The sequence below is a fragment of the Paraprevotella sp. genome (assembly GCF_986071375.1).
The window spans coordinates 219708-240996 of the sequence record NZ_CFQRNQ010000001.1; the positions used below are offsets into that span (position 1 = coordinate 219708).

Genomic DNA, 21289 nt, shown 5'->3' on the forward strand with positions numbered 1-21289 from the left:
CAGAAGGTCTGCGCCAATTGATTTTTCGTTTTCAGCCAATTGATTTTTCAATCTCAGCCGATTGGTTTCCCGATTGCAGTCAAACGGAATGAAGTGTGGCTGAAAGATGCCTGAAAAATCTTTCAGCTTATAACGTCAAAATTATGAGTGGATTACCATGTAACCTGAAGGATGGAGGGTCTTTTCACAAAAATCTTTGGTTGGATATATGCCTTCCCTTAAAAAGGTCGGGGTAGGATGCCCGTGCCGTAGTAGGGTGCGCACTTTTGCCTTTTGGGGTGGTGGGTCTCTTTTTTTGAAGTTGGGGTGCATAGGTGTAATGCGTTTTCACGAAAAGAATGGCATGGTTCACGAATAACACCTTTTAGGTTTGCATGTTATTTTTGAATTGTAGGTAATTTTACCGATGCAAAATTAGGCGGGTGCCTGTACTATATATAGATAGGTGGGGCATCTTGAAGAATAAAGAGACTTTAAAAGATAAGTATAGAATTTAAAACATTAAAAGTATGAAAAAGAAGACACTGGTTTCTGTTCTTGCAATGACATCTGCTTCTATGGCAGCCTATGCCAATGCAAATTTGGATCAGATTAAGACAGAAGTGGATCAATGGGTGGGAGCGGAAAAACCATCGTTGGTGAACGGTGTGTTGACATCTCCAAATGGTACCACGATTTCTCAGTCTTTGGGTTCCCTTTTACCTGGTACATACAAGTTGTCGGCTACTACCTCGATGAATGCTAAGTTCTTGGTGAACGGCAAGGCGTTGACAAACGGAGAGTTCAAAGTGGAAGGTACTGCGGCATCCGAGGTTACTCTTGCCATTGAGGCTGTCGAGACGGGAAAGGAATTCCGGGTTGGCGGTTTCAAGTTGGAATTAGTATTCGATTTTGCCGGAGCGCAACGGACATTGCTTAATGCAGCTTCGAAGGCTATTGCAAAAGTGAGCCAAGAGGATGATGCGGATAAATATGCCGAATTTAATAAACGGTATAGTGATTTAACGGTAAAAATCAATCGGGTGAAAGATGATGCTGCCGGTGATTTCGCTGCTTATACGGTGTATGGTGAATATAAGTTTTACCTCAATGGCGTGGAAGGAAGTACGCTCATGTCAGAGGTCAAGGCACTTGATACGGATATCGAGGCGCATTTGGCCAACTGGAGAGCTTATACGGCTTCTAAGGCTGTCGGTGAAGAACAAAGTACAGCTTTGAAAAGCGCTTGGGATACAAATATTGGCAATTTAAGTGATGCAGACGGAGTAAACAGCAAGCAAAGTGCTCAGGACTATGCCAAGGTGTTGTCCCAGAACGAATATAATGCTGCAAAGGAAACAATCGATGCTTTCCTTGTTGAAGTTGAAGGTTATTATGATAATGGTACTGCTGCTACTGCATGTACGCCAGCATTCAACAGTGAATTTACCAAAAAGGCATCGGAAGCAATAAAAAAATTCACCGATAAGTTGGTGAATGTCGACAAGAACCATACGGCTTATGATGAAGTGTTGGGGGAAATCAACTCTACTAAGGCTCATTATAACGAACAGTTGCAGGCCTTCATGAAAGTAGCGGTAGACCCTCAGGATTTCGCGGGCTTGTATGAGACGATGCGTACTGAGGCTCACAATGCATTTAACGAAGTGAACCTGGGTATTGTGGCCGTGGAGAGGAAAAACGGAACGAATGAGAACCATCAGACCGCAGAAGAGGGATATGAGGCTAACACGCACGCTTTGGACAGTTTGTATGAGAAAACAGACGAGGTGCATAAATTCTATACGGACAGTATCCAAAACAATGACAATATATACAAGGCTTTGATTGCTGAAAGGACAGACGGCAAGAGTCCATGGGCATTGTTTGCGGAATTGAAAAAAGACGCGGTGGTTTCCGAAAAGTATAAGTCCGAGTTGGAAAAAGCCGAAGCCGATCTTAAGGCAATCGAAACCGAGGTCGTAAATCAATACAAGAAGTATACGTTGGATGCTTATACCCAAAAAGGCGGTGCATACGAGACGGCTAAGGAACCGGTGACAAAGAGCCTGAATACCATCATTGAAAAAGAATACCAATCTTTGCCGAACTATCAGGCTAAAGTGGAATTGACCGCTGCGTTGGATGTTCAAACGGCTGCGTTCGATAAGGCCAAGACAGAAGTGCATGCCCTGAAGTATGGCGACGTGTCGGTGGGCGACATCTATAAAGATACCGATGAGAAGACGTTGCAAGATGAGATAGATGCATTCTCTTCATATATAAAGAAAAGCTTTGATGAAGGGACTTGTGCCGATAACAAAGATACGAAGAAAGCAGAAATAGAAGCTCTTAAAGGCGAAATTCAGAGCTATGTGAATACTGCCAAGGCCGTCGTGAAGGTTTATGACAACGCTGCAAAGACTATCTCTGATATTCAAGCAGAAATCAAAAAGCTTTCGGACAAGGTCGGGAATGGCGACGGACGTTATGTACCGGTCTATACCGGAACGGAAACACCGGACGAAAATATCGATGATTTGCCAACTTATGGCGGCAAGTTAGACGAAATGAACAAGACATTGTCCGACCTTCAGACAGCTTTGAAAGCCGCAACGGTTGCCAAGGATGCCGATGGGGATACGCATGCTAACGGCATGAACAATGTTTTGACGGAGGCAACCAATGCCAAGGGAAATGAAACTACAGGTATCACGGGCGAGGTGAAAACCTTGGTGGGAACTTTCGATAAGCACAAAGAATGGTATGACCAGCAAGTAGTCGTAATTACCATCAACCGTTTGAAGAATCAAATCACTGCGGATATCAAATCTGTAAATGATGATTTGGATGGACTTTCGGTGACTGCGGAGATTTACGGGTCTTTTGCAAAGAACTTGCTTGAAAAGCAGACGGTATTGTACAACTCTGTAGATAAAATAGAAGAAACGGTAACTGATTTGGACTACACAAGCGAGGATAAGCAGGCTGAAACTTTGGCAGCCTTGTCTGATGCCAGTGCTGAGATGGCGAAACTTCTTGAGGATGTCAGTGCCTTCATTGATGAGGTCGGTGAGGCGAAGGAAATCCACGCCAAGAACAACTCCGTACAGGCAAGTCTGACGAAGGTTGCTGATGGTATTGCGGGAAATATCGGTAAGATTGATGCGAATTGGACTCCTATTGATGACAAGGATGTGTCGAAAAAGCATTTTGATGACCTGAAGGGAAGTTATACCACGGAGCTTGGTAAGCAGGAGACGGCGATGGAGAACGCGTATAAGGGCGATACATTACACAATGACAGTGCCGCTATTCACGAGGCGATGAAGGTTATTGACGGCAAGGTGAAAGCGACATTGACCGAATTGGAAGTGGCCAGGAAGAACTTGGCTGCTTACGAAAGATTGGCCGTAGAAACCAAGAAGACGGATATCCACAACTTGATAGTAGCGGAATTGGGCGAACTGTCAAATTTGGCATTGGGCAATAGTGAAAACCATTACGTAAATGGCCTGTTGGGCGAGAATACCAACCCGAAAGGCATGTATGTGATAGATTTCGATAATTGGGTGGCTAACGTGAATGCGGCTTGGAAGAGCCATTACAACGACAATAGTGACGAAAGCTGCCAGACGCGGGAAGACAATTTCAGAGAGGGCTACACTGATATTTGTGAAAAGATAAAGCAGGTATCTAAGGATGCTGAGACAAATATCAAAGTAGATAACACACTGGATACAGAATACGCAACTGTGAAAAATTCCGTGGACAGTTTGTATACCATATTGACTGTAGGTGACCCGACTACGGCAGCCAAAGCCTTTATCGAACAATTAGAGGCGGAGAAGAGCAAACTTGAAGGACAAGTTGCGAAGGATATTGCCACAGCTTTTGAGAAGGGTAAATCCGATGAACAATATGGAACCATACATGGTGTATTGCAAACCATCAGAATGCAGGTGGTTACGATCGGAGCAAGTCGTGAGCAGGGTTACGTGGATGCTGTGAAAACTGATAACCAGACCCGTTACAATAGCTTTAACAGTGCCGTCGAGGATATGCGTAATTGCTACATCGAAGCTGTGAATGTGATAGGACAGGTTAGCAAGGTACAGACTCCGGAACTGCTTAATGTCGTTAAGAGTGCGGTAGAAACAGCGAATACAAGTATCCAAAACTACCTTCAAGAAATCAACAACATCGAGAACGAAGCTTTTGCTGCCTTTAGCGAGGCTCAAAATACAGACAAGATGTTGTTCGACCCTGATAAACAATATGAGGCCGACGTACGGGCATACGAAGGCAAGATTGACCAGATATTGAATACAATGGATGCAACTGTGCAAGGTGCTACGCAGACGTTCTTTGCTGGTGAATATCGAACTGCGCAGAAACTGTATGATGCTGCCTATCAAGAATTGGTCAATGCCGATTATGTTACGGCTGATGAGGCGTTTGCCAACGTTCAGGCTGTTCTCGAAAAAGCAAAAGCTATCAAAGATTTCGTTCCGGGTCAGTTCAATATCACGAAAGTGGACGGCATCGTCTCTGATTTCGCTAATTTTGAGGCTTGGATTGCGGATGGAAAAGAACCTGCTGCAGTGTACGAATGGGAGACATTGTCTACCGATACCCTTAACCAATACAACAGCCATTTGACAGAATTGGAAGAATGGTATGAGAATGGTGCTTATCTTGAAGGAGTCGATGGAAAGAAATTCGTTGATGATATCAAGGCAACCCGGCCTACGTTGACAGAAGCTGAAAAGATGTATGCTGATAACACGGGTCATATTTATGGTGATGTCATGGCTGAGTTGCATGTGAAATTAGGACAGTTCGGTACTCCGATGTATAATGCTTATGTCAGCGGAAAGACGGCACATAACAAATATGTGACCAACAATGACGTATATAACGGTCTTATTGTGAAGGTTGAAGCCTTGCAGGCACCGTTGAATGAGGCTGCGAAGTATGTCGATGCCTATATCCTGACAGACGCTTGCGGTGTGGAGGCTTTGCAAGCTCGTATCGACAGGCTGATGAGCGATTTGGAGACCAAACGCTACAAAGGTGGATTGGATAACGCTTACAAGACAACTGCCGAGAATGAATGCAAGAGTATCACGACTTCTATCGAAAGCGTTTATCAATCGGCCAATACGAAAGAACAGGCTCAAATACTGGCAGAATTCAATGTCTTGCAGGCCGCTTGTGCCGACGCACAGAATAAGGTGAAAGGCGATGCTGACGCTGAGGCAGAAGTAAACGCTTTGTCTACAGCTATCAAGGAAAAAATGGCTGCCTTTACGAAGGATACCGCTAATGACGGTGCAATCACCAACGCAGAAACTAAAGCCAAACAGCCATTATTCCTGGCTTATGAGACTTGGATTGCAGACATGCGCACGAAACTGGCAACTTACACGGATGCTGCTGCCACAGAGAATGCTTACACAGCTCTTATGGACCGTGCAGGCGAAGTGGAAGGAGATGTGAAGGTTGGACGAGAGACGCTTGCTGCATGTCATGCCAATGTACAGGGTAAATTCGAGGGCGATATGGCCGGACTTGAAAGTGATGTGGTAGCCGTGAAAGACGGTATAGAGCAGAACAAGGCGAACATGTTGTTCTATCAAGACAAGTTGAATCACAAGATGGATGTTATCTTGTCTGATTTGAAGACGTTGTTGTCCGACATCGCAAAAGATCAGGAACGTTATACGCTCAACGATGAGGCTTACGAGGCTCGCAAGGCTGATATGGCTCATTTGAATGACTCGCTCACCACTGTAGTAGACAAGTTGACCGGCTTTGAGTATTACAAGGTAGACGAGAAGGCTAATGCAGAAAGTATAGCTGACATTACGGCTCATATCAGTAAATACGGTAAGGCTATGGATGAATACTATGCTGACATCGAGTTGGCTGGAGTGGATGCCGAAAATACGCTTAAATCCATTATGGACAAAGTGTTGTGGCGTATCGATTCTTTGGACTGCAAGGCTTCCGGCATAGAATATACGGGTGTGATTGATAAGGCGCAAAGTGACAGGAGTGAACTTGTTAAGTCTGTGAACAATCATACATTCATTGTCGAAGTTGAAGATGCCTTGAGAGATACTTTGAATCTTGTCAATAAGGATTTGAATATAATTGAAGAGTATAACGAACAGGCTAAAGACGGTTACGTCGATATAGACATCAATGGTAATAATATTGTTTCGACATCGATTCACTACGTAAAGGAAGCCCTTCCGCAAATTCAGGCCGCACTTGCAAAGCAGGAAGAACGGATGGCAAACGTACGTGAGACGATAGAAACCGAATCGTTCATACGGGGTGACGTATTGCGTGATGGTGTTGTCGATGTTCTCGACTACACGGAACTGATGATGTATGTGCTCGACCCGTCTAAAGCTGAGTCTATCGCCGGTACAATCAAGTGGTATGCCGCAGACGTGAATGACGACGGTAGCATCAACGTGGCCGACTTGACGAAACTTACGAACAAGATTATGGGTTACAACACGATGGAGGTCAGTCAAGTGGCACCTCGTGTACGTTTGGCAGAGCCTGCGATGACGCAGACCGAAGAAAGTGTAGAGATGAACATGGAAGAAGTCGGAGGCACGAAGCGTGTAGCCATCCTTCTGAAAAACGTGAACCCCTACGTAGCTTGTCAGATGGACGTGACGCTTCCCGCAGGCGTAACTTTGTTGGGAGAATCTTTGGGTGGAAGTGCAGACGACCACCAGTTGTATTCCAATACATTGGCCGATGGGACGACGCACCGCATCGTGGTAAGTTCGCTCCAGAATAAAGAGCTTAACGCAAATGGCGAAGCCCTGGTTTATTTGGAAGTATCGGGTCGTGCTGCTTCTAAGATGACCGTAGGCAATGTGCTTGCAGCAGATGCCGATGGCGTACTTTACAGCATCGGTGGCAGTGGCGAAGGCGGCGTAACCGGTATCAATGGTGTGCAGGCCAACCCAAGCGTGAAAGAGAAGATATACTCTGTGGGCGGTCAGATCATGGACAAGTTCACAAGAGGTATCAACATTATCCGTAATGCTGACGGTTCAGTGAAGAAAGTTTTGAAGAAGTAAGTGAATAAAGTCTCTGTGTGTAGGAAGCGTGGCTGCCACGTAAGGTGGCCGCGCTTTCCTTCTAAAGGATTAATGTAGAACAATAAAAACAGAACGTATGACAAAGAATACAAATACTTCGATGCGACGGTTTGCGGCGAAGTGCCTATGGATATGGGGCATGGTGATGGCTTTTGTGGCAAGTGCTGAAGCTGAGAACAAGGTCACCATTGATAATTTCAATATCAAGGTGGAAGAAGAGAAGACGATTTCTGTCTATTTGGAGAATAGCGATCCTATGGTGGGTTTGCAGATGGACTTCAAGCTTCCCAAAGGCTTGGATTTCGTTACGAATAGCGTACAACGCGATGAGGTGCGCTTGAGCCGTTCTTCTCACAGCATTTATATGAATGAGGTGCAAAGTTCCATGGACGATATGGCCAAAGGTATCAAGACGGTGCGCCTTCTCATTCAGCCCAATGGGATTTATAATATTGCAGGCGACCGCGGTGCCGTGGCTTATTTCAAAGTAAAGGCAAATGAGAATATGGTGGAAACCAGTGAAATCGTGTTGGATAACATTGTAGGCAGCAGTTCGGAGTTTGACGAAGAGACCGGTAACATCAAGGGGTACCACCTTGAGTCCTATACCGCACATGTGAGTCCGAACGTGGGCTTTTTCTATCTTACCGAAGACTCTATTTGCGTGAAGAACGACGGTAGTGTTAAAAAAGTAAGCTTGGGCTTGCGTAACTATACGAGTGTCCGTGGTATGGAGGCAGTGTTGTCGTTGCCCGAAGGACTGTCATTGGATACGGAGGCCAACGGTGCACCTAAGTTTGAATATGGTGAACGTTTACCACAGAATTTGTCTATCTCTTCCAGTATTTTGGAAGACGGTCGTACCAAATTGGTGCTGAGTGGTCTGACGAGTGATACCCTCAAAGGAGATACGGGTGTGGTGTTTTCTTTCTTTGTGAAAGCTTCCGAGACTTTCCAAGAGGTTGCAGAACTTTCGTTGGATGAAATTATTTTGTCGGATAATGCAGGGCATGGCATTAATATGGAGGGTAAGTTAGTCATGGAGGTGATTAATTCTTTCATCGCCTACTATACTCCTGCCAATGACTCCATACAGGGGCTGCGTACGCGTTATGAGGCTGCCGTGGAGAAAATCAATACGGAGGCTGCTGACGTGAAAGACAGTGCGGTCGTCGTGAATGCCGTCCAGGAAGTGGCTACCCGTATTGAGGATTTGCGGAAGTCTGTGGACGAGGCTTACGCCAATGAAACGCTCCCGGTTATTTATGACGAGGTGTTGGCTCCTGTGGTTAGCATTGATACGGCTATCGTGAAGATGGTGGACGACGCTTTGGCTTTACAGGCAGCCAAGGTTGCCAATGACGAGGCTTTTGTCCGTCTGACAGAAGAAATCGGGGCTTTGCAGGCTAAATTAGACGCCGCTAAGACAACGATAGAAACGGATTATGCAGAGGTGGCAGGGCAGTTCACTGCCGACATTGCTGCTTTGCAGGAGGACATTGATTCCATCAGCAACGAAGTGAAGGGCTTGTACGAGGAAGTGAAGCTGACGGCCGAAAGCCAGATCGATGCAACGGCCATCGAAGCCGGAATCGAGAAGGTTTTGGCTGATGCTGAAGAAGCCCATAAAGGCAGCAGCATTTATGGCGTGAAGAATGCCAATGGCGCAGAACTTACCGGCATCTATACGGTAGATGGTCGTCGTGCGGCAGAACCTGTCAAAGGGCAGGTCAACATCTTCAAGTACTCTGACGGAACAGTGAAGAAGTTTTATATGAAATAATAGGTTGGTAGTTGCGTGCGCTGTGAAGCGCGTGCACTAAAAAAAGAGAACGCATAGGGGATGATTTCCTCTATGCGTTCTTTTTGCCTTATAGGGGCTGCGGTTTTACTGTTTCCCTTTGAAATCTTTTATGATACCTTGGCAAATCCAGTCGGCTAAGGCTTGGCGGTTGGACGGGATGACGAGGCGTTTCCGGTCGCGTTCGTTTTGCAGGTTGCCCAGTTCCAGGAAAGCTGCCGCCGGATTGGATTTTTTTAATACGTAGAGCGAACGTTCGCTTACCGTACCCCGGAATCCCCGGTTCGGTTGGTGTTTGTCGTATTTCCGTTCAAAGGTTTTGTGAATGTTTTCCGCCAGACGTTTTCCTAACTTGCTGCCGGGAGAGTGGTAGAAGAATACATCCACCTGGTCTTTCCGCCCACGGCTGTCCACGTGGATGAAGATGGCACGTTTGTATTTCTCTTTGTCCTTATACGTCAGTCGGTTGATGGCATCGCACCGCTGCTGTAGTCGGGCTATCTGGTCGAGCGGAATCGTTTGCCCGAGGCAGGTCTCACGGTCGCTGTTGGACAAATATCGGTCATCGCGGATGCCGTCTTTCTCATCCTGGATGATGATATGTACCTTGGCGCCTTTTTCCATCAATGCACGTCCCAACCGCAGGATGATGTCGTAGGCATACTCGTCTTCGTGCAATTCCCGGTTACCTGCTTTCCCGATGGCTCCGGGATCGGGACCTCCGTGCCCGCTGACCAGATATAAGCAAGCACCGTCTAACTCATGGGAACGGACGGATACGTTTTGGTATGACGGGCCGAAAAGCGGTTCTACGACGCTAGTCTTACGGCTGCCTGCCCGCGCTTTTTTCCCGGACTTCTTACCGGTGGGAAGCCGATAACTACGTCCCAGTATCAAGCCTCCGTCACGGGTCAGTTTCCCTTTGTTGATTTCCAGAAACTCCTTTTGGGCTGCACGGGAAGTGTAGCCAAAACGTTGAAGAAATGTCGATACGCCTTCTCCGTTTTTAGGTTTGGCGCGTTCTTGGGCGTATAAAGTCGATGTCAGGCAGCAACTCGTCCAAAATGCAAAGAGGAAAAGTTTACGGATGTTCATGTTCACAAAGATAATGCAAATCGAATGCAAAATCTTAAGCTTGCTTGAATATTTTGCCGTGATACAACCTATTTTATGAAAAGATATGTTTTTGTGGATATGCGTACTGAAAAAAGCTGCCGGTAACCGGAGGGGTACGAAAAAGGCACATTCCCCCCCTTTCGGGATGGAATGTGCCGGATCCGGATTTGCAGTTTTTTCTGTTTAGTCATCCATATCCATGTCAATGACATTGAATTGCTTGTCGAATTTGATTTCCCAGAAGTTGGACAGTTTCACTTCGTAGGTGTAACGGTCGCGCTCCAATTTGAGGATGGCAGCATTGGGATGGCTTTCTTTTACGAACTTTGTGATTTGGGCGGGAACGGCTTTCGTCGGTACGCTACTGCGTTTGCAATCCAATTCTGTCCATTCGCCGTTCTTGTCGAACTCAACCCCGTTGCCGTTGACAAACACGACATCGTAGCTCGTGTCCAAGAATCCTTTCTCCATTTTGGTGAATGCCACCTTTTCCGTGGGGAAGTTCTGTTTGATGAAGGTCTGTGCTTTAGCAGGCAGCTTGTCGAATGTGATGGGTTTGTCGTTGTCGGCCTGAGCGACTTGTAAAGTGAATACACTCAGCAGTAAGAATAATAACTTTTTCATAATGTTCATTTTTTGAAAGTTAGACATTTGTTTCTTTTTGATGATACAAAGTAAAGGATTGATTCTGGAAAGAAATGGGAAAACAAACGGCAGGAGTGTTAAACTGTGTAAAATAAAATATCCCCGTCCTTTGGAGTAGAGGGCGGGGATATGGGTATATGCGGTAGTAACCAAACGCTTAGCGCATATCTTGATATTTGATTTCGTCTTTGTCGCTGTATTTTAAGTTCTCGCCGGCCATTCCCCAAATAAAGCTATAGTTGCTAGTTCCGGCAGCAGCGTGGATGCTCCATTCTGGCGAAGTGATGGCTTGCTCATTGTGTAACCATACGAGGCGTTCCTCTTTCGGCTCGCCCATCAAATGGCAGATGGCGTTGCCGTCGGTTACGTTGAAATAGAAGTAAGCTTCCATCCGGCGTGTGTGCGTGTGTGCGGGCATCGTGTTCCACACGGAACCCGGAGCCAGTTCCGTGAGTCCCATTTGCAGTTGGTTCGTGCCGCCGCCTTTCACTTTCTCCAAAACGTCTTTTACGATTAACTGGTTGACCACACGGTCGTTGCTTTCTTCCATCTTGCCGTAATGGTCGGAGATGCCCAATACATATTTCTTGGGGTTGGCTTTCTGTAACTTTGCATCTGTCGTGATCAACTGGGTGATGAACTGCTTGTATGCGGGAGCCGAGTTGATGTAGAATTTGGCCGGTTTGGCCGGGTCGTTGCTCTTGAAGGTAACTTCTTTGTTGCCGCAGCCTACGTAGAGAGCCTCTTTGTATTTCATTTCGTATGCTTTGCCGTCTACAGTTACCACACCGTCTCCACCGACATTGATTACGCCCAATTCCCGGCGTTCCAAAAAGTAGGTGATTTCCGGTCCGAGTTCATGGAACTTCTCCAGTTTCAGAACCTTGTTTACCGGCATCACTCCACCGTAAATCAGACGGTCGTAGAGGGTGTACGTGAGGTTGATTTCATCCGGAGCCATGACTTTGTCCATCATGAAGGCACTGCGCAGGCGTTCGGTGTCGTAGTGCTTGACATCCTGCGGATGGCAGGCGGTCTGTACTTTGTAGTTCATTTGGGCATTTGCCGAAAGTGCGCCGAGGCCGAGGCAAAGAGCCAATGCAAATCTTTTCATTTTCTTTCTGTTTTTGATTATGTGATGTTAGATTCAAATGCGTGGTATGCGCCCGCGTCTTAGTACTTCTTGCGGACGATGGCGCGGCGGTTGAGGGCAGCCAACCCGAGCGTGCAGGCCACGAGGACGGCCGGACCCACATATTTCACCGTGTGTGTCAGGTGGAAGATGACCCATGCCAACGGACTGGAGGCAAAGTCGAGTGCGCCGCCCTCGAAACCTTCGGGAATGGCTACGGCCGTGTCCTTCGTGATGTTGAACACATCGTGTGCCGCACTGGTGAAGTAGGGCGCGAGGTTCGTCACGAAATACAACCCGATGACCATCAGGATAAGGCCGATGATGAACGTCTTCACCACATTGCCGTTCGTGATGGGCAGGATGATGGGGAACACGTAGAACATGCCGGCCAACGAAGCTAAAGGAAGGAACTGGTTGCCCGGCAGGACGACGGCGAGGAACAGCGTGACGGGGATGAGCAGCAACGATACGACGAGCGTAGTCGGGTGGCCGATGACCAAGGCCGGGCTCATACCGATGTGCAGACCGGCATTCTCACCGAATTTGCGGGCAATCATCTGGCGCGTGGCATCGGAGATGGGGCGCAGGCCTTCGATGAACAGTCCCGTGATGCGGGGAATCAGCTCCATGACGGCTCCCATCTTGATACCCAGTCCGAGGATACCCGGAATGCCGTCCACCAGTTCCTGCCCGTTCTTGCAGGCCAGTGCGCCGATGCCGCATCCCACCAATACGCCGAGGAAGAGCGGTTCGCCCAGGATGCCGAATTTCTTTTTCATGCCTTCCGCGTCGATATACAGTTTGTTGAACCCCGGAATCAGGTCGAGCGCCTTGTTGATGAGGATGGCGAAAGGCATGAATCCTTGGCAGAAAGGCTGCGGGATGGAGATGCCATCCATCTTATCGTAGAATTTCTGGAATTTCGGAGCCGTATAGTCGGCAGCTATCAGCGTCAGGATATAACAGATGACGGCGGCGAAGAAACCCCATGCGATGTTGTCCATCGTGTAGTAGACCATCGCGCCGATGAAGGCGAAATGCCAATAGTTCCACAGGTCGATGTTGACGGTCTTTGTCGTTTTGGTGAGGAGCATCAGGATGTTCACTCCGAGGCATACGGGAATGATGAATGCGCCTACCGACGTGTTATAAGCCACGGCGGCTGCAGCAGGCCATCCCATGTCGAACACTTCGAGGTTGAGGTCGTAAATCTCCACCACTTTCGAGAGCGAAGGACTGAGGCTGCTGGTGAGCAACGCCGTAATGACCGACAATCCCACGAAGCCGACACCCACGTAAAGGCCGCTTTGTAAGGCTTTTCCGAACTTGATTTTGATACAGACGCCCAGTATGGTAAAGATAATGGGCATCATGACTGCGGCCCCGAGGCCGATGATGTAACCGAATACAGCTTCCATATTCCTAATTTTCTTGGTATTAATTCGTAAATGATTAGGTGCGGCAAAATTAAATAAAACTATTGGTAACGCAAACAGAATTGAGAAAAAAAAGATGGGAAAGGGAAAATAAGGCGGACGAGGCAGGACGTGAAGTGCTGACAATATGTCAGCCTTTTACGCATAATCGACGGGTCGTAAAAGGCTCAAATAGAGAGGAAATGTTAAATTCAAATCGGGATAAGTCCCGTTTTATGTATTTATGACGCATTTCTTTTGAATTCGGGGTTTCAATCTCCTGAGATTGGAATTTCGTTTGGCTGAAAGCGGAAAAAGTTTTGGCGTAGAAAAAAATGGAGTTGTCCGCTTGGCGGCCGGAAACGGTCTTCCGTGCGGCGGAAAAGGGGGCGGTAAACGGTGTAAAAGGGAGGGCAGAAGAGCCTTTCTTGATTTATCTGACGGATTTCCGTGCGCCAAATCCTCATGCTTTTTGTCACGGGAAAAGGCTGGCGGATGTCATTGGTATGCGGGGCATGCCGCATGGCGGTGTGGAGAGGGTGTCTTTTTGTAAGCGAAAACCTTGCTTCCGGTTGCGGAAAGTAAAAACGTCGGCTTGAAATGCCGACGTTTTTTGTCACCTCGCCCGAATACGGAGGCGTATAAGCGATTCTTATGCCATCAAGACTGACATTTTGTCAGACGAAACATTCCGGTTCGCGGCGTGCACTGAAGTTCTGGTGCAACATGGCAGTATAAGGGGTGTCGAAAGTGCGTCCGCCTACGGGGCAGAACTTGACGCAAGCACAGCATTTGGTGCACAAGTCCGCACGGGTGGCAGAGCGTCCGTCGGCTATGGTGATGGCACCGGTGGGGCACCAGTCCACGCATTCTCCGCAACCGTAGCAGTTGTCATTCACTACCGGGGCCTGCGGTGTGGAGGGGCCAAGGGTCTTGTAGGGTACGTTGCCCTTCATCGCGGGCGCGGTCACAAGGTTTTCCAACGGGCTGTCGTAGGTCAGGGCGAAGTCGCGTGCATCCGTGGCCGGAGGGTTTTGCAAGTCCAGTTGGCGCAACAGGCTGCCGTATGCCTGCGCCCCGAAAGCGGCGGCCTTCTGCAAGTCGGCGGCATCAGGGCGGCCTTCGGCAATGGGCATGCCTGGGCGGCTGTAGGAGTGTTCGCCCACGAATGCCGCGCCGCAGAGGGGCGTGAACCCTTGGGCGTGCAGGAGGTCGCGGAGCTGTACCAAGGCATCCTCGTAGTCGCGGTTGCCATAGACCACCACCGGGATGGCGATGCTGTTTTCCGCCCGCAGGCGGGCGATGCGCCGGACGGCTACCGGGGCCACAAGTCCCCCGTAGACGGGGGCGGCCACGATGCAGATGGCATTGCGTACCGCAATGGGCATGCCGGCGGGGTTGGTGGTCAGGTCGATTTCCTCACGGCGTGCGATGCGCGTGCCGTCGGCGATGGCGCGTGCGATTTTCATCGAAGTGTGCGTGGGCGAGAAGTAGGCCACACAAAGCTTGTCTAACTGCATGGTTTCCTCCTTCCTTTACATTTCCGAGATTTTGTAACCCTCTCCGGCCAACGCGGCCTGTAATTCTTCCAAGGGAATCACGTCTCCTGAGTATTCGATGACGGCCACGGGAGGGTCTAAGGTGACAATGGCGTTCACGCCCTTGATGTTGTTCAATGCCTTTTCCACATGTGCGCGGCAATGGTCGCACATCATGCCTTCCACTTTATATTCTTTCTTCATTTTTGCATAGAATTTTGAAATTTCGGTTTCTTCATGTTGTAGCCTGACCCGTTTCAGCCGCAGGCTGTTCGTCACGACGCATACGCTGCTCATGGCCATGGCCGCCCCGGCTATCATCGGGTTGAGCAGGAAGCCGCAAAGGGGGTAGAGAACCCCGGCGGCTATGGGTATTCCTATTATATTATAGATGAAAGCCCAGAACAGGTTCTGCCGGATGGTGCGCACGGTGCGTGCGGACAGCCGTATGGCATCCGGAATCTTGGACGGGTCGGACGAGATAATCGTCATTTGCGCCACGTCCATGGCGATGTCGCTGCCCCGTCCCATGGCGATGCTCAGGTCGGCTTGGGCCAAGGCGGCACTGTCGTTGATGCCGTCGCCCACCATGGCCACCTTCCGTCCGGCACGCTGTAGCTTTTCGATGAAGGCTACCTTGTCTTTCGGGGTTGCTTCTGCCTGGTAATAGAAGGTGCCGATAGCGGTGGCCACGTTGCCTACCGCGTAGGAACTGTCGCCCGACAATATACATGCTTTTATGCCCATTTCGTCCAGTTCCGCCACGATGCCGATTGCCGTTTCTTTGATACGGTCGCCTATGGGCATGACGGCAAGCACCTCCTTTTCATTGGCAAAATAGACGATGGTGGCTCCCGTTTTGTTCATCCAATCGGCCATCTCGTTCAGTCTTTGGCTGACGCTGATGTGGTGTTCGTCAATCAGGCGGCGGTTGCCTACGAAGTACGTCTTGCCGCCATGGCATCCTTTCACGCCCCAACCCGTGATGCTCTTGAAACCGGTGATGGGGACTTCCCGTCCCTGGATGTGCTTCACGATGGCTTCTGCCAAAGGATGTTCCGAACGTTTTTCGATGCTGTAAAGGATATCGGACAAATTTGCCGCACCGTCTTCTTCCCAGAAGATACCCGAGACGATAGGGTGCCCTTCGGTGAGCGTGCCCGTCTTGTCCAATACAACGGTGTCTATTTTCCGCGCGGTTTCCAAGCTTTCAGCGTCTTTGATGAGGATGCCGTGTTCGGCTGCCTTGCCGATGCCCACCATGATGGCTGTCGGCGTGGCCAGTCCAAGCGCACAGGGACAGGCGATGATGAGCACGGTGACCAAAGCCAGCAGGCCGTGCGTGAAACCGTCCGACGGGGCGAGTACCCACCACAAGGCGAATGAAAGGAGGGCGATGCCGATGATGGCCGGTACGAATATGGCCGCGATGCGGTCTACTAACCGTTGCACAGGGGCTTTGCTGCCTTGCGCGTCCTGTACCATGCGGATGATGTGAGCCAGTACGGTGTCGGCTCCTACTTTTTCGGCACGGAAACGGAACGCCCCCCTTTGGTTGATGGTGCCTGCGAAAACGTGTGCCCCTTCGCGTTTGGCTACGGGCGCAGGCTCGCCGCTCAGCATGCTTTCGTCGACGTACGAACTGCCCGAGACGATGGTGCCGTCCACGGCAATCCGTTCGCCGGGACGGACGGAGACGGTTTGCCCCCGTTGCAGGTTGTCGATGCTGATTTCATGTGTTTCTCCACGGTCGTCCACGATGGTGACCGTACGGGGTTGCAGCCCCATGAGCTTGCGGATGGCCGTCGATGTGTTGCCCTTGGCCCTTTCTTCCAAGAGTCGTCCCAGCAGGATAAAGGCGATGATGACGCTCGCCGCTTCGAAATAGACGTGTGGTTCTACGCCCCGTGCCGTCCAGAATTCCGGGAAGAGCATGTTGAATAGGCTGAAGACGTAGGCAATGAGCGTGCTGTTCGACACCAAGGTGTCCATATTGGCCGTGCCGTGCCGCAGTTGCCGCCAGGCGTTGCGGTGGAAATCCCGTCCCAACCAGAGGACGACGGGGGTGGACAATGCCCATGAGATGAGGTCGGCGTATGGCATGTGCATGAAAAACATGCCGATGACGGCCACGGGCAGGGCGAGGATGATGGCCCAGACGGTGCGTTGCCGCAAGCGTCGGTACTTCTCGTCGTGCGCCTGTTCCGCCCGGTCTTCCAACAGTTTGCGGTCATCGCCCACCAACAGATCGTAACCCGCAGCCTGCAAAGCCGCTTTCAGTTGTTCGGGGCTGCATTGTGCCGTGTCGTATTCCACGGTAGCCGTGGCCGCCGCGTAGTTGACGGAGGCCGTGCGCACCCCCGGTTGTCCGTTGAGGGTCTTGTCCACCCGTGCGGCGCAGGCGGCGCAACTCATCCCCAATACGGGGAACGTCCTTTTTTCTATGTGTTCTTGGTTCATCTTGCTTGTCTTTTTCCGCAAAGATAATGCAAATAAGCATAGGGGCGAGGATATTTGTCGTATCTTTGCGCTTCTAAGACATAAAAATATGAAGAACGGATTGTTGGAAGCCGGATGTGACCCGATGGGGCAGGCCATCCGTGACTATTATGAGACAGGCAGGGCCGGTCGCCTGCGGGTGTTCTCCCCGCAGTTTGACGAGGACGAGATGCCGGTCGGCACGTTGTTCCGTGAAGAGGAGGATATGCCGCCATTGGAACGGAAAGCTTTGGACTTGTGTCGCGGGCGGGTATTGGATGTCGGTGCCGGGGCGGGCTGCCACAGCCTGGCCTTGCAAAGGCGCGGGTTAGACGTGACGGCGGTGGACATCTCGCCGTTGTCGGTGGACGTGATGCGTCGGCGTGGGGTGAGGCAGGCTTGGGAGGCGGATGTCTTCGACGAGGCTTTCGCCGGATGTTACGATACGGTGCTGATGCTGATGAACGGTTCCGGCATCATCGGGCGGTTGGAACGCATGCCCTTGTTTTTCCGGCGCATGAAGCAACTGTTGGCACCCGGCGGTTGCGTGTTGGTGGATTCCAGTGACTTGCGCTATATTTATGAAGACGAAGACGGCGCGTTGGACATCGACCTGAATGCCGGTTACTACGGTGAGTTGGATTTCCGGATGCAGTACAAGCGAGTGAAAGGCGCACCTTTCCCGTGGCTTTATATGGACTTCGACACTTTGGCCTACTATGCGCAGGAAAACGGTTTCCGTGCGGAACGGTTGCAGGACGGGGAACATTATGATTATCTGGCGCGGCTGTCCGTAGTGTTATAAATACAAGAGACGGCCTCCTCGCGGAGACCGTCTCTGACCAACCTTCCTTACTTCGTCCGTAGATGGAGAGAAAACGGACGGGCAAGGCTTTTTATGAGATTACTTTCTCTTTTTGTCATTATTTTGCACCTTGTGCAATGGTGAACGTCATGTCTACATGGTCGTCCGGCATGTTCGTGATTGCGCCCCACGGAGAATCGGCACTGATACGGATGGTTACCGTATAAGCCGTGGCGAAAGACGCTTGTTTAGCATCGTCCGTGAACGAAACTTCACCGGTAGAGCTGTTTACGTTGACATATTGGTCGGCAATGGCCGCTCCGGTCTTCGGGTCGATGACATGGAATGACGGGGCAGTCATGCCATATACAGCTGTCGAAAACGGATCCTTGCTGAAGTCGGACAACCAGTTGCCTTTATCGTCTTGGCCGGTCTTCACCTTGGCACCGTTTTCCCATATAGTGCGTCCGGCGACATCAACCCATTTGGCGCCTTCGGCCACGTCATAAGTCTTAGACAAGTCGGTGACGCTCATGGCCATCTGAGTCGGGTTCGTCCATGTTCCGCTCAATGCCTGTACGCTGATCTTACAGTTGGTTGCGCCAATCTTTGTACCGTTGTAGTCCAAATAGATTTCAAATTCAACGACTTTGCCGTTATATTGGGTCTTGTCGTAAGTAAGTGCCCTGGTGGCAGAGTTGTAGCTGACACCGTCAGTATTTGTGAGTCCCTTGGCTTTGATGACGAGGGTGAAGCCGAGGTCGGCGGCCTGTTGGCTCAATGCGGCATAGTCGGCGAACAAGTCTTCGGCATTGAACGTGTTGCCCACGCTTTCCACCTTGTCGGTTGTGCCGTCAGCCCATTCAATCTGCGGTCTGTATTCGATGGTCTGACCGTCTTCTGTCCAACGGGTCGGGTTCTTCTCGATTACAGTGACAGGATACTGCATCTTGCTGACGTTTACATGGATGATGTAAGAGTCGGTCTGCGTGGTACTGCTGTTTTGTTCCTTCAATGTGATATCGAGTTTCTTGGCTTCACCGGTATTCATTTGGGCAGGAACGACGATGTACAGCGTGTTGTCGTTTGCTACCTTGTCGGTTGCTGCAGACATTTTTTCCAAGATGTCTTTACCGGTCATCAGGCACAACTTGGCCAAGTCTGCCGGTTCGTTTTCATCGATAAGCTCCATGAAGTCACCGCGTGACAGTTCGGTCGCTTTGATGATTTCGTCCATTTCGTCGCTGCTCAGGGCAATGAACTGGATGTCCTTGTTCCATGTCAGTTCCTTGGTTTCCTGTACGTCATGCTCTACAACGCGGCGTGCGATGGTCACTTCTTTGTATGCCGGAGCCTTGAGTTGGAACGAACCGAAGTCGGCCACGGGGGTGACAGTGACTTTACGTCCGATCATGGCATTCGATGCATTCGGCAATGTAAGTTGGCCGTTTTCGATCTTGAACCAGTTGTCGTCGCTCTTGTCATCGTTCGTCAACGTGGACAGTTCGTAGGAAATCGTAGTCGGAACGCCGTATTCTCCTACCATGTCTTCCACGATTACGGAACCATCTTCAGCCTTACCTACGACTTTGCGGTTCTTGCTGTAGTCCAACATGCTGTTGCTGCCATCCGGATTCATGTAAGGCAAGCTCGTTGCGGAACTGTTGTCGTTCGTGATTTCAATGGTTTTCACCTTGTCCGTCACTCTCGTTGCCTTGAAATAGGTCGTGGTCAGGTCCGTGTTGTCCTTTGCGCTTCCCGTGCTTTCTTCTCCTTCGGCAGGTTGTGGGTCTACGGCCTTAATGACGGCGCAAACGGCCCAAATCTCATTCTCGCCAATTTCTGTCTCTACGGAGTATTCGATGATGCCGGATTCTGCGTCGACTAAAACGGGGGCTCCTGCCGTCTTCACTTTAGAGAAGCTTTTCTTGCTGATTAGCGAGCCGTCGAAAGTCAAGGTATATTTGGCGTTTTCTCCTATGAAGTCGTTGGCTTTAGAGGCCGGAGACACGCGGAATTGGATTTTGTTGGATGCTATGCCTTGTGCCACCGTCTCGTATTTGTCCGCTGTCGTGAGCTTTTCGTTGTACACTTTCAGCACGGAAGACTTCAACAAATAGCCTCCTTCTTCGGTAGAAGTAAGGTTCGGGATGTACACCACGCTTTGAATCATGTCGAACTTGGCCATTTCGGCTTTCAGTGCGTTGAATTGTTCAACCAAGCCCGGGTCGCTCGGGTCTACGCCCGGAGTTTCGCTGCCGCTGCCCGTCAATGCTTCTTGCAGCTCTTTGATGTCTTGGCAAATGTCGGCAAAGCTGCTGTATCCCGTGCCGGTCAGTAATTCGGTCACGATAGTGTTCTTCCATTCTTCAAGGGCGGCCAGACGGTAGAGGATGCTTCCGGCTTCCGTTTCCTTGCCGATTTGTTGTTGCAGGGTGGTAAGCGAACTTACCGTGGTGGGCAATGCCTTGATGGCTGCCAAGATGGCCGGGTCGGAAATGGTCGTAGCCGCTTCTTCGCTGATTTTAGCTATCAGGTTGTTGATCTGGCTTACGTTTGCAGTCAGTTTAGCCAATTCCTGTCCGTTGTTCTTAATCCATTTCTCCACTTCCACCAAACGGTTTTCTACGTCTGTAAGGTTCGTTACAGCCGTATCCAATTCAGACTTGATGCTGTCCACGGTAGCTTGGTCGGCTTTGTCGGCAATGGCTTTCTCCAAATCGGTACGCAGGCTGTTGACTTTGCTTTCCAACTCAGTCTTTTGTTTCTCAAGGTCGCTTTGGGTCTTATCCAAGTCGCCTTCTATTCCATTTACCTGTGCGACCAGTTCGCTGACCTGGGAACTCAATTCACCGATTTTGGTGATGTCGTTCTCTGTGATGGCTGTTTGGAGTGCAGCCACGGTTTCCTGTAAGTCCTTCACGGCCTGTGCGTCGGCTTTGCCCGCTGTCAGTGCGTTGATGTCCTCCTGCAGGGCGGCTTGAGCTTCTTGCAAGGCTTTCAGGGCTTCTGCGGTTGAAACATCTACCGTTTGTTTCAATGCGTCTACTTGCGATTGTAGATTGGCAATGTCGTCATCGTAATCTGAGCAGCCGACCCAAACCGGGGTACTGGCAATCAATGCGCAAAACATCGCAACACTAATAAACTTCTTCTTCATAATAAAACAAATTAATTAAAAAATATATGTTCTCTACTTTCCTGTTTTTAGAATCATATTCATTTCTCTCTCTATGCAAGAGGT

At 49.8% G+C, this 21289-nt stretch carries 11 protein-coding genes; 4 read left to right on the plus strand and 7 right to left on the minus strand.

The features are described 5' to 3' along the window. The first annotated feature begins 509 nt into the window (after nucleotides 1–509). Both AC5RDV_RS00830 and AC5RDV_RS00835 read left to right on the plus strand, forming a co-directional pair. Nucleotides 510–7091, plus strand: a complete 6582-nt coding sequence (locus AC5RDV_RS00830) for a dockerin type I domain-containing protein (protein WP_282747495.1) — start codon at nucleotides 510–512, stop codon at nucleotides 7089–7091. A 97-nt stretch (nucleotides 7092–7188) separates the two neighbouring features. Beyond that, nucleotides 7189–8895 (plus strand): hypothetical protein, encoded by a 1707-nt coding sequence (locus AC5RDV_RS00835; RefSeq protein ID WP_282747494.1) that lies wholly within the window; start codon nucleotides 7189–7191, stop codon nucleotides 8893–8895. Nucleotides 8896–9000: 105 nt separating this feature from the next. Here AC5RDV_RS00835 and AC5RDV_RS00840 read toward each other — a convergent pair whose 3' ends face one another. The 4 genes from AC5RDV_RS00840 to AC5RDV_RS00855 all read right to left on the minus strand — a co-directional run bounded on the left by AC5RDV_RS00840 (nucleotide 9001) and on the right by AC5RDV_RS00855 (nucleotide 13227). Beyond that, on the minus strand, nucleotides 9001–10008 hold the full coding sequence (locus AC5RDV_RS00840; protein ID WP_130894095.1) for an N-acetylmuramoyl-L-alanine amidase family protein: 1008 nt from the start codon (nucleotides 10006–10008) through the stop codon (nucleotides 9001–9003). A gap of 204 nt (nucleotides 10009–10212) precedes the next feature. Further along, a complete protein-coding gene (locus AC5RDV_RS00845) occupies nucleotides 10213–10653 on the minus strand; it encodes a PepSY-like domain-containing protein (RefSeq protein ID WP_172604721.1) in 441 nt (146 codons plus the stop codon). Nucleotides 10654–10831: 178 nt separating this feature from the next. Continuing rightward, the gene (gene kduI, locus AC5RDV_RS00850; RefSeq protein WP_130894097.1) at nucleotides 10832–11788 is read right to left on the minus strand and encodes a 5-dehydro-4-deoxy-D-glucuronate isomerase; all 957 of its coding nucleotides are present in this window, start codon (nucleotides 11786–11788) and stop codon (nucleotides 10832–10834) included. Between the two features lie 59 nt (nucleotides 11789–11847). Continuing rightward, nucleotides 11848–13227 carry a PTS galactitol transporter subunit IIC gene (locus AC5RDV_RS00855; protein WP_008624147.1) on the minus strand — a complete coding sequence of 460 codons (1380 nt, stop codon included), beginning with the start codon at nucleotides 13225–13227 and terminating at the stop codon, nucleotides 11848–11850. 332 nt (nucleotides 13228–13559) lie between these two features. Between AC5RDV_RS00855 and AC5RDV_RS00860 the strand changes: the two genes are divergently transcribed. Beyond that, nucleotides 13560–13823 (plus strand): hypothetical protein, encoded by a 264-nt coding sequence (locus tag AC5RDV_RS00860; RefSeq protein WP_130894099.1) that lies wholly within the window; start codon nucleotides 13560–13562, stop codon nucleotides 13821–13823. Nucleotides 13824–13901: 78 nt separating this feature from the next. Here AC5RDV_RS00860 and AC5RDV_RS00865 read toward each other — a convergent pair whose 3' ends face one another. Both AC5RDV_RS00865 and AC5RDV_RS00870 read right to left on the minus strand, forming a co-directional pair. Next, nucleotides 13902–14744, minus strand: coding sequence for a 4Fe-4S binding protein (locus tag AC5RDV_RS00865; protein WP_282747493.1), 843 nt, complete (start codon nucleotides 14742–14744; stop codon nucleotides 13902–13904). A 15-nt stretch (nucleotides 14745–14759) separates the two neighbouring features. Then, nucleotides 14760–17222 carry a heavy metal translocating P-type ATPase gene (locus tag AC5RDV_RS00870; protein WP_282747492.1) on the minus strand — a complete coding sequence of 821 codons (2463 nt, stop codon included), beginning with the start codon at nucleotides 17220–17222 and terminating at the stop codon, nucleotides 14760–14762. Nucleotides 17223–17310: 88 nt separating this feature from the next. Between AC5RDV_RS00870 and AC5RDV_RS00875 the strand changes: the two genes are divergently transcribed. Next, a complete protein-coding gene (locus AC5RDV_RS00875) occupies nucleotides 17311–18045 on the plus strand; it encodes a class I SAM-dependent methyltransferase (RefSeq protein ID WP_282747491.1) in 735 nt (244 codons plus the stop codon). 118 nt (nucleotides 18046–18163) lie between these two features. Here the strand turns inward: AC5RDV_RS00875 and AC5RDV_RS00880 are convergent, their stop codons facing one another. Continuing rightward, the gene (locus AC5RDV_RS00880) at nucleotides 18164–21205 is read right to left on the minus strand and encodes a hypothetical protein (protein ID WP_282747490.1); all 3042 of its coding nucleotides are present in this window, start codon (nucleotides 21203–21205) and stop codon (nucleotides 18164–18166) included. Between the last annotated feature and the right edge of the window lie 84 nt (nucleotides 21206–21289).

Coding starts and splice junctions, on each gene's coding strand:
- kduI (WP_130894097.1), bottom strand. CDS start 11,788: ATGAAAAGATTTGCATTGGCTCTTTGCCTCGGCCTCGGCGCACTTTCG.
- AC5RDV_RS00855 (WP_008624147.1), bottom strand. CDS start 13,227: ATGGAAGCTGTATTCGGTTACATCATCGGCCTCGGGGCCGCAGTCATG.
- AC5RDV_RS00880 (WP_282747490.1), bottom strand. CDS start 21,205: ATGAAGAAGAAGTTTATTAGTGTTGCGATGTTTTGCGCATTGATTGCC.
- AC5RDV_RS00845 (WP_172604721.1), bottom strand. CDS start 10,653: ATGAAAAAGTTATTATTCTTACTGCTGAGTGTATTCACTTTACAAGTC.
- AC5RDV_RS00875 (WP_282747491.1), top strand. CDS start 17,311: ATGAAGAACGGATTGTTGGAAGCCGGATGTGACCCGATGGGGCAGGCC.
- AC5RDV_RS00830 (WP_282747495.1), top strand. CDS start 510: ATGAAAAAGAAGACACTGGTTTCTGTTCTTGCAATGACATCTGCTTCT.
- AC5RDV_RS00865 (WP_282747493.1), bottom strand. CDS start 14,744: ATGCAGTTAGACAAGCTTTGTGTGGCCTACTTCTCGCCCACGCACACT.
- AC5RDV_RS00840 (WP_130894095.1), bottom strand. CDS start 10,008: ATGAACATCCGTAAACTTTTCCTCTTTGCATTTTGGACGAGTTGCTGC.
- AC5RDV_RS00860 (WP_130894099.1), top strand. CDS start 13,560: ATGGAGTTGTCCGCTTGGCGGCCGGAAACGGTCTTCCGTGCGGCGGAA.
- AC5RDV_RS00870 (WP_282747492.1), bottom strand. CDS start 17,222: ATGAACCAAGAACACATAGAAAAAAGGACGTTCCCCGTATTGGGGATG.
- AC5RDV_RS00835 (WP_282747494.1), top strand. CDS start 7,189: ATGACAAAGAATACAAATACTTCGATGCGACGGTTTGCGGCGAAGTGC.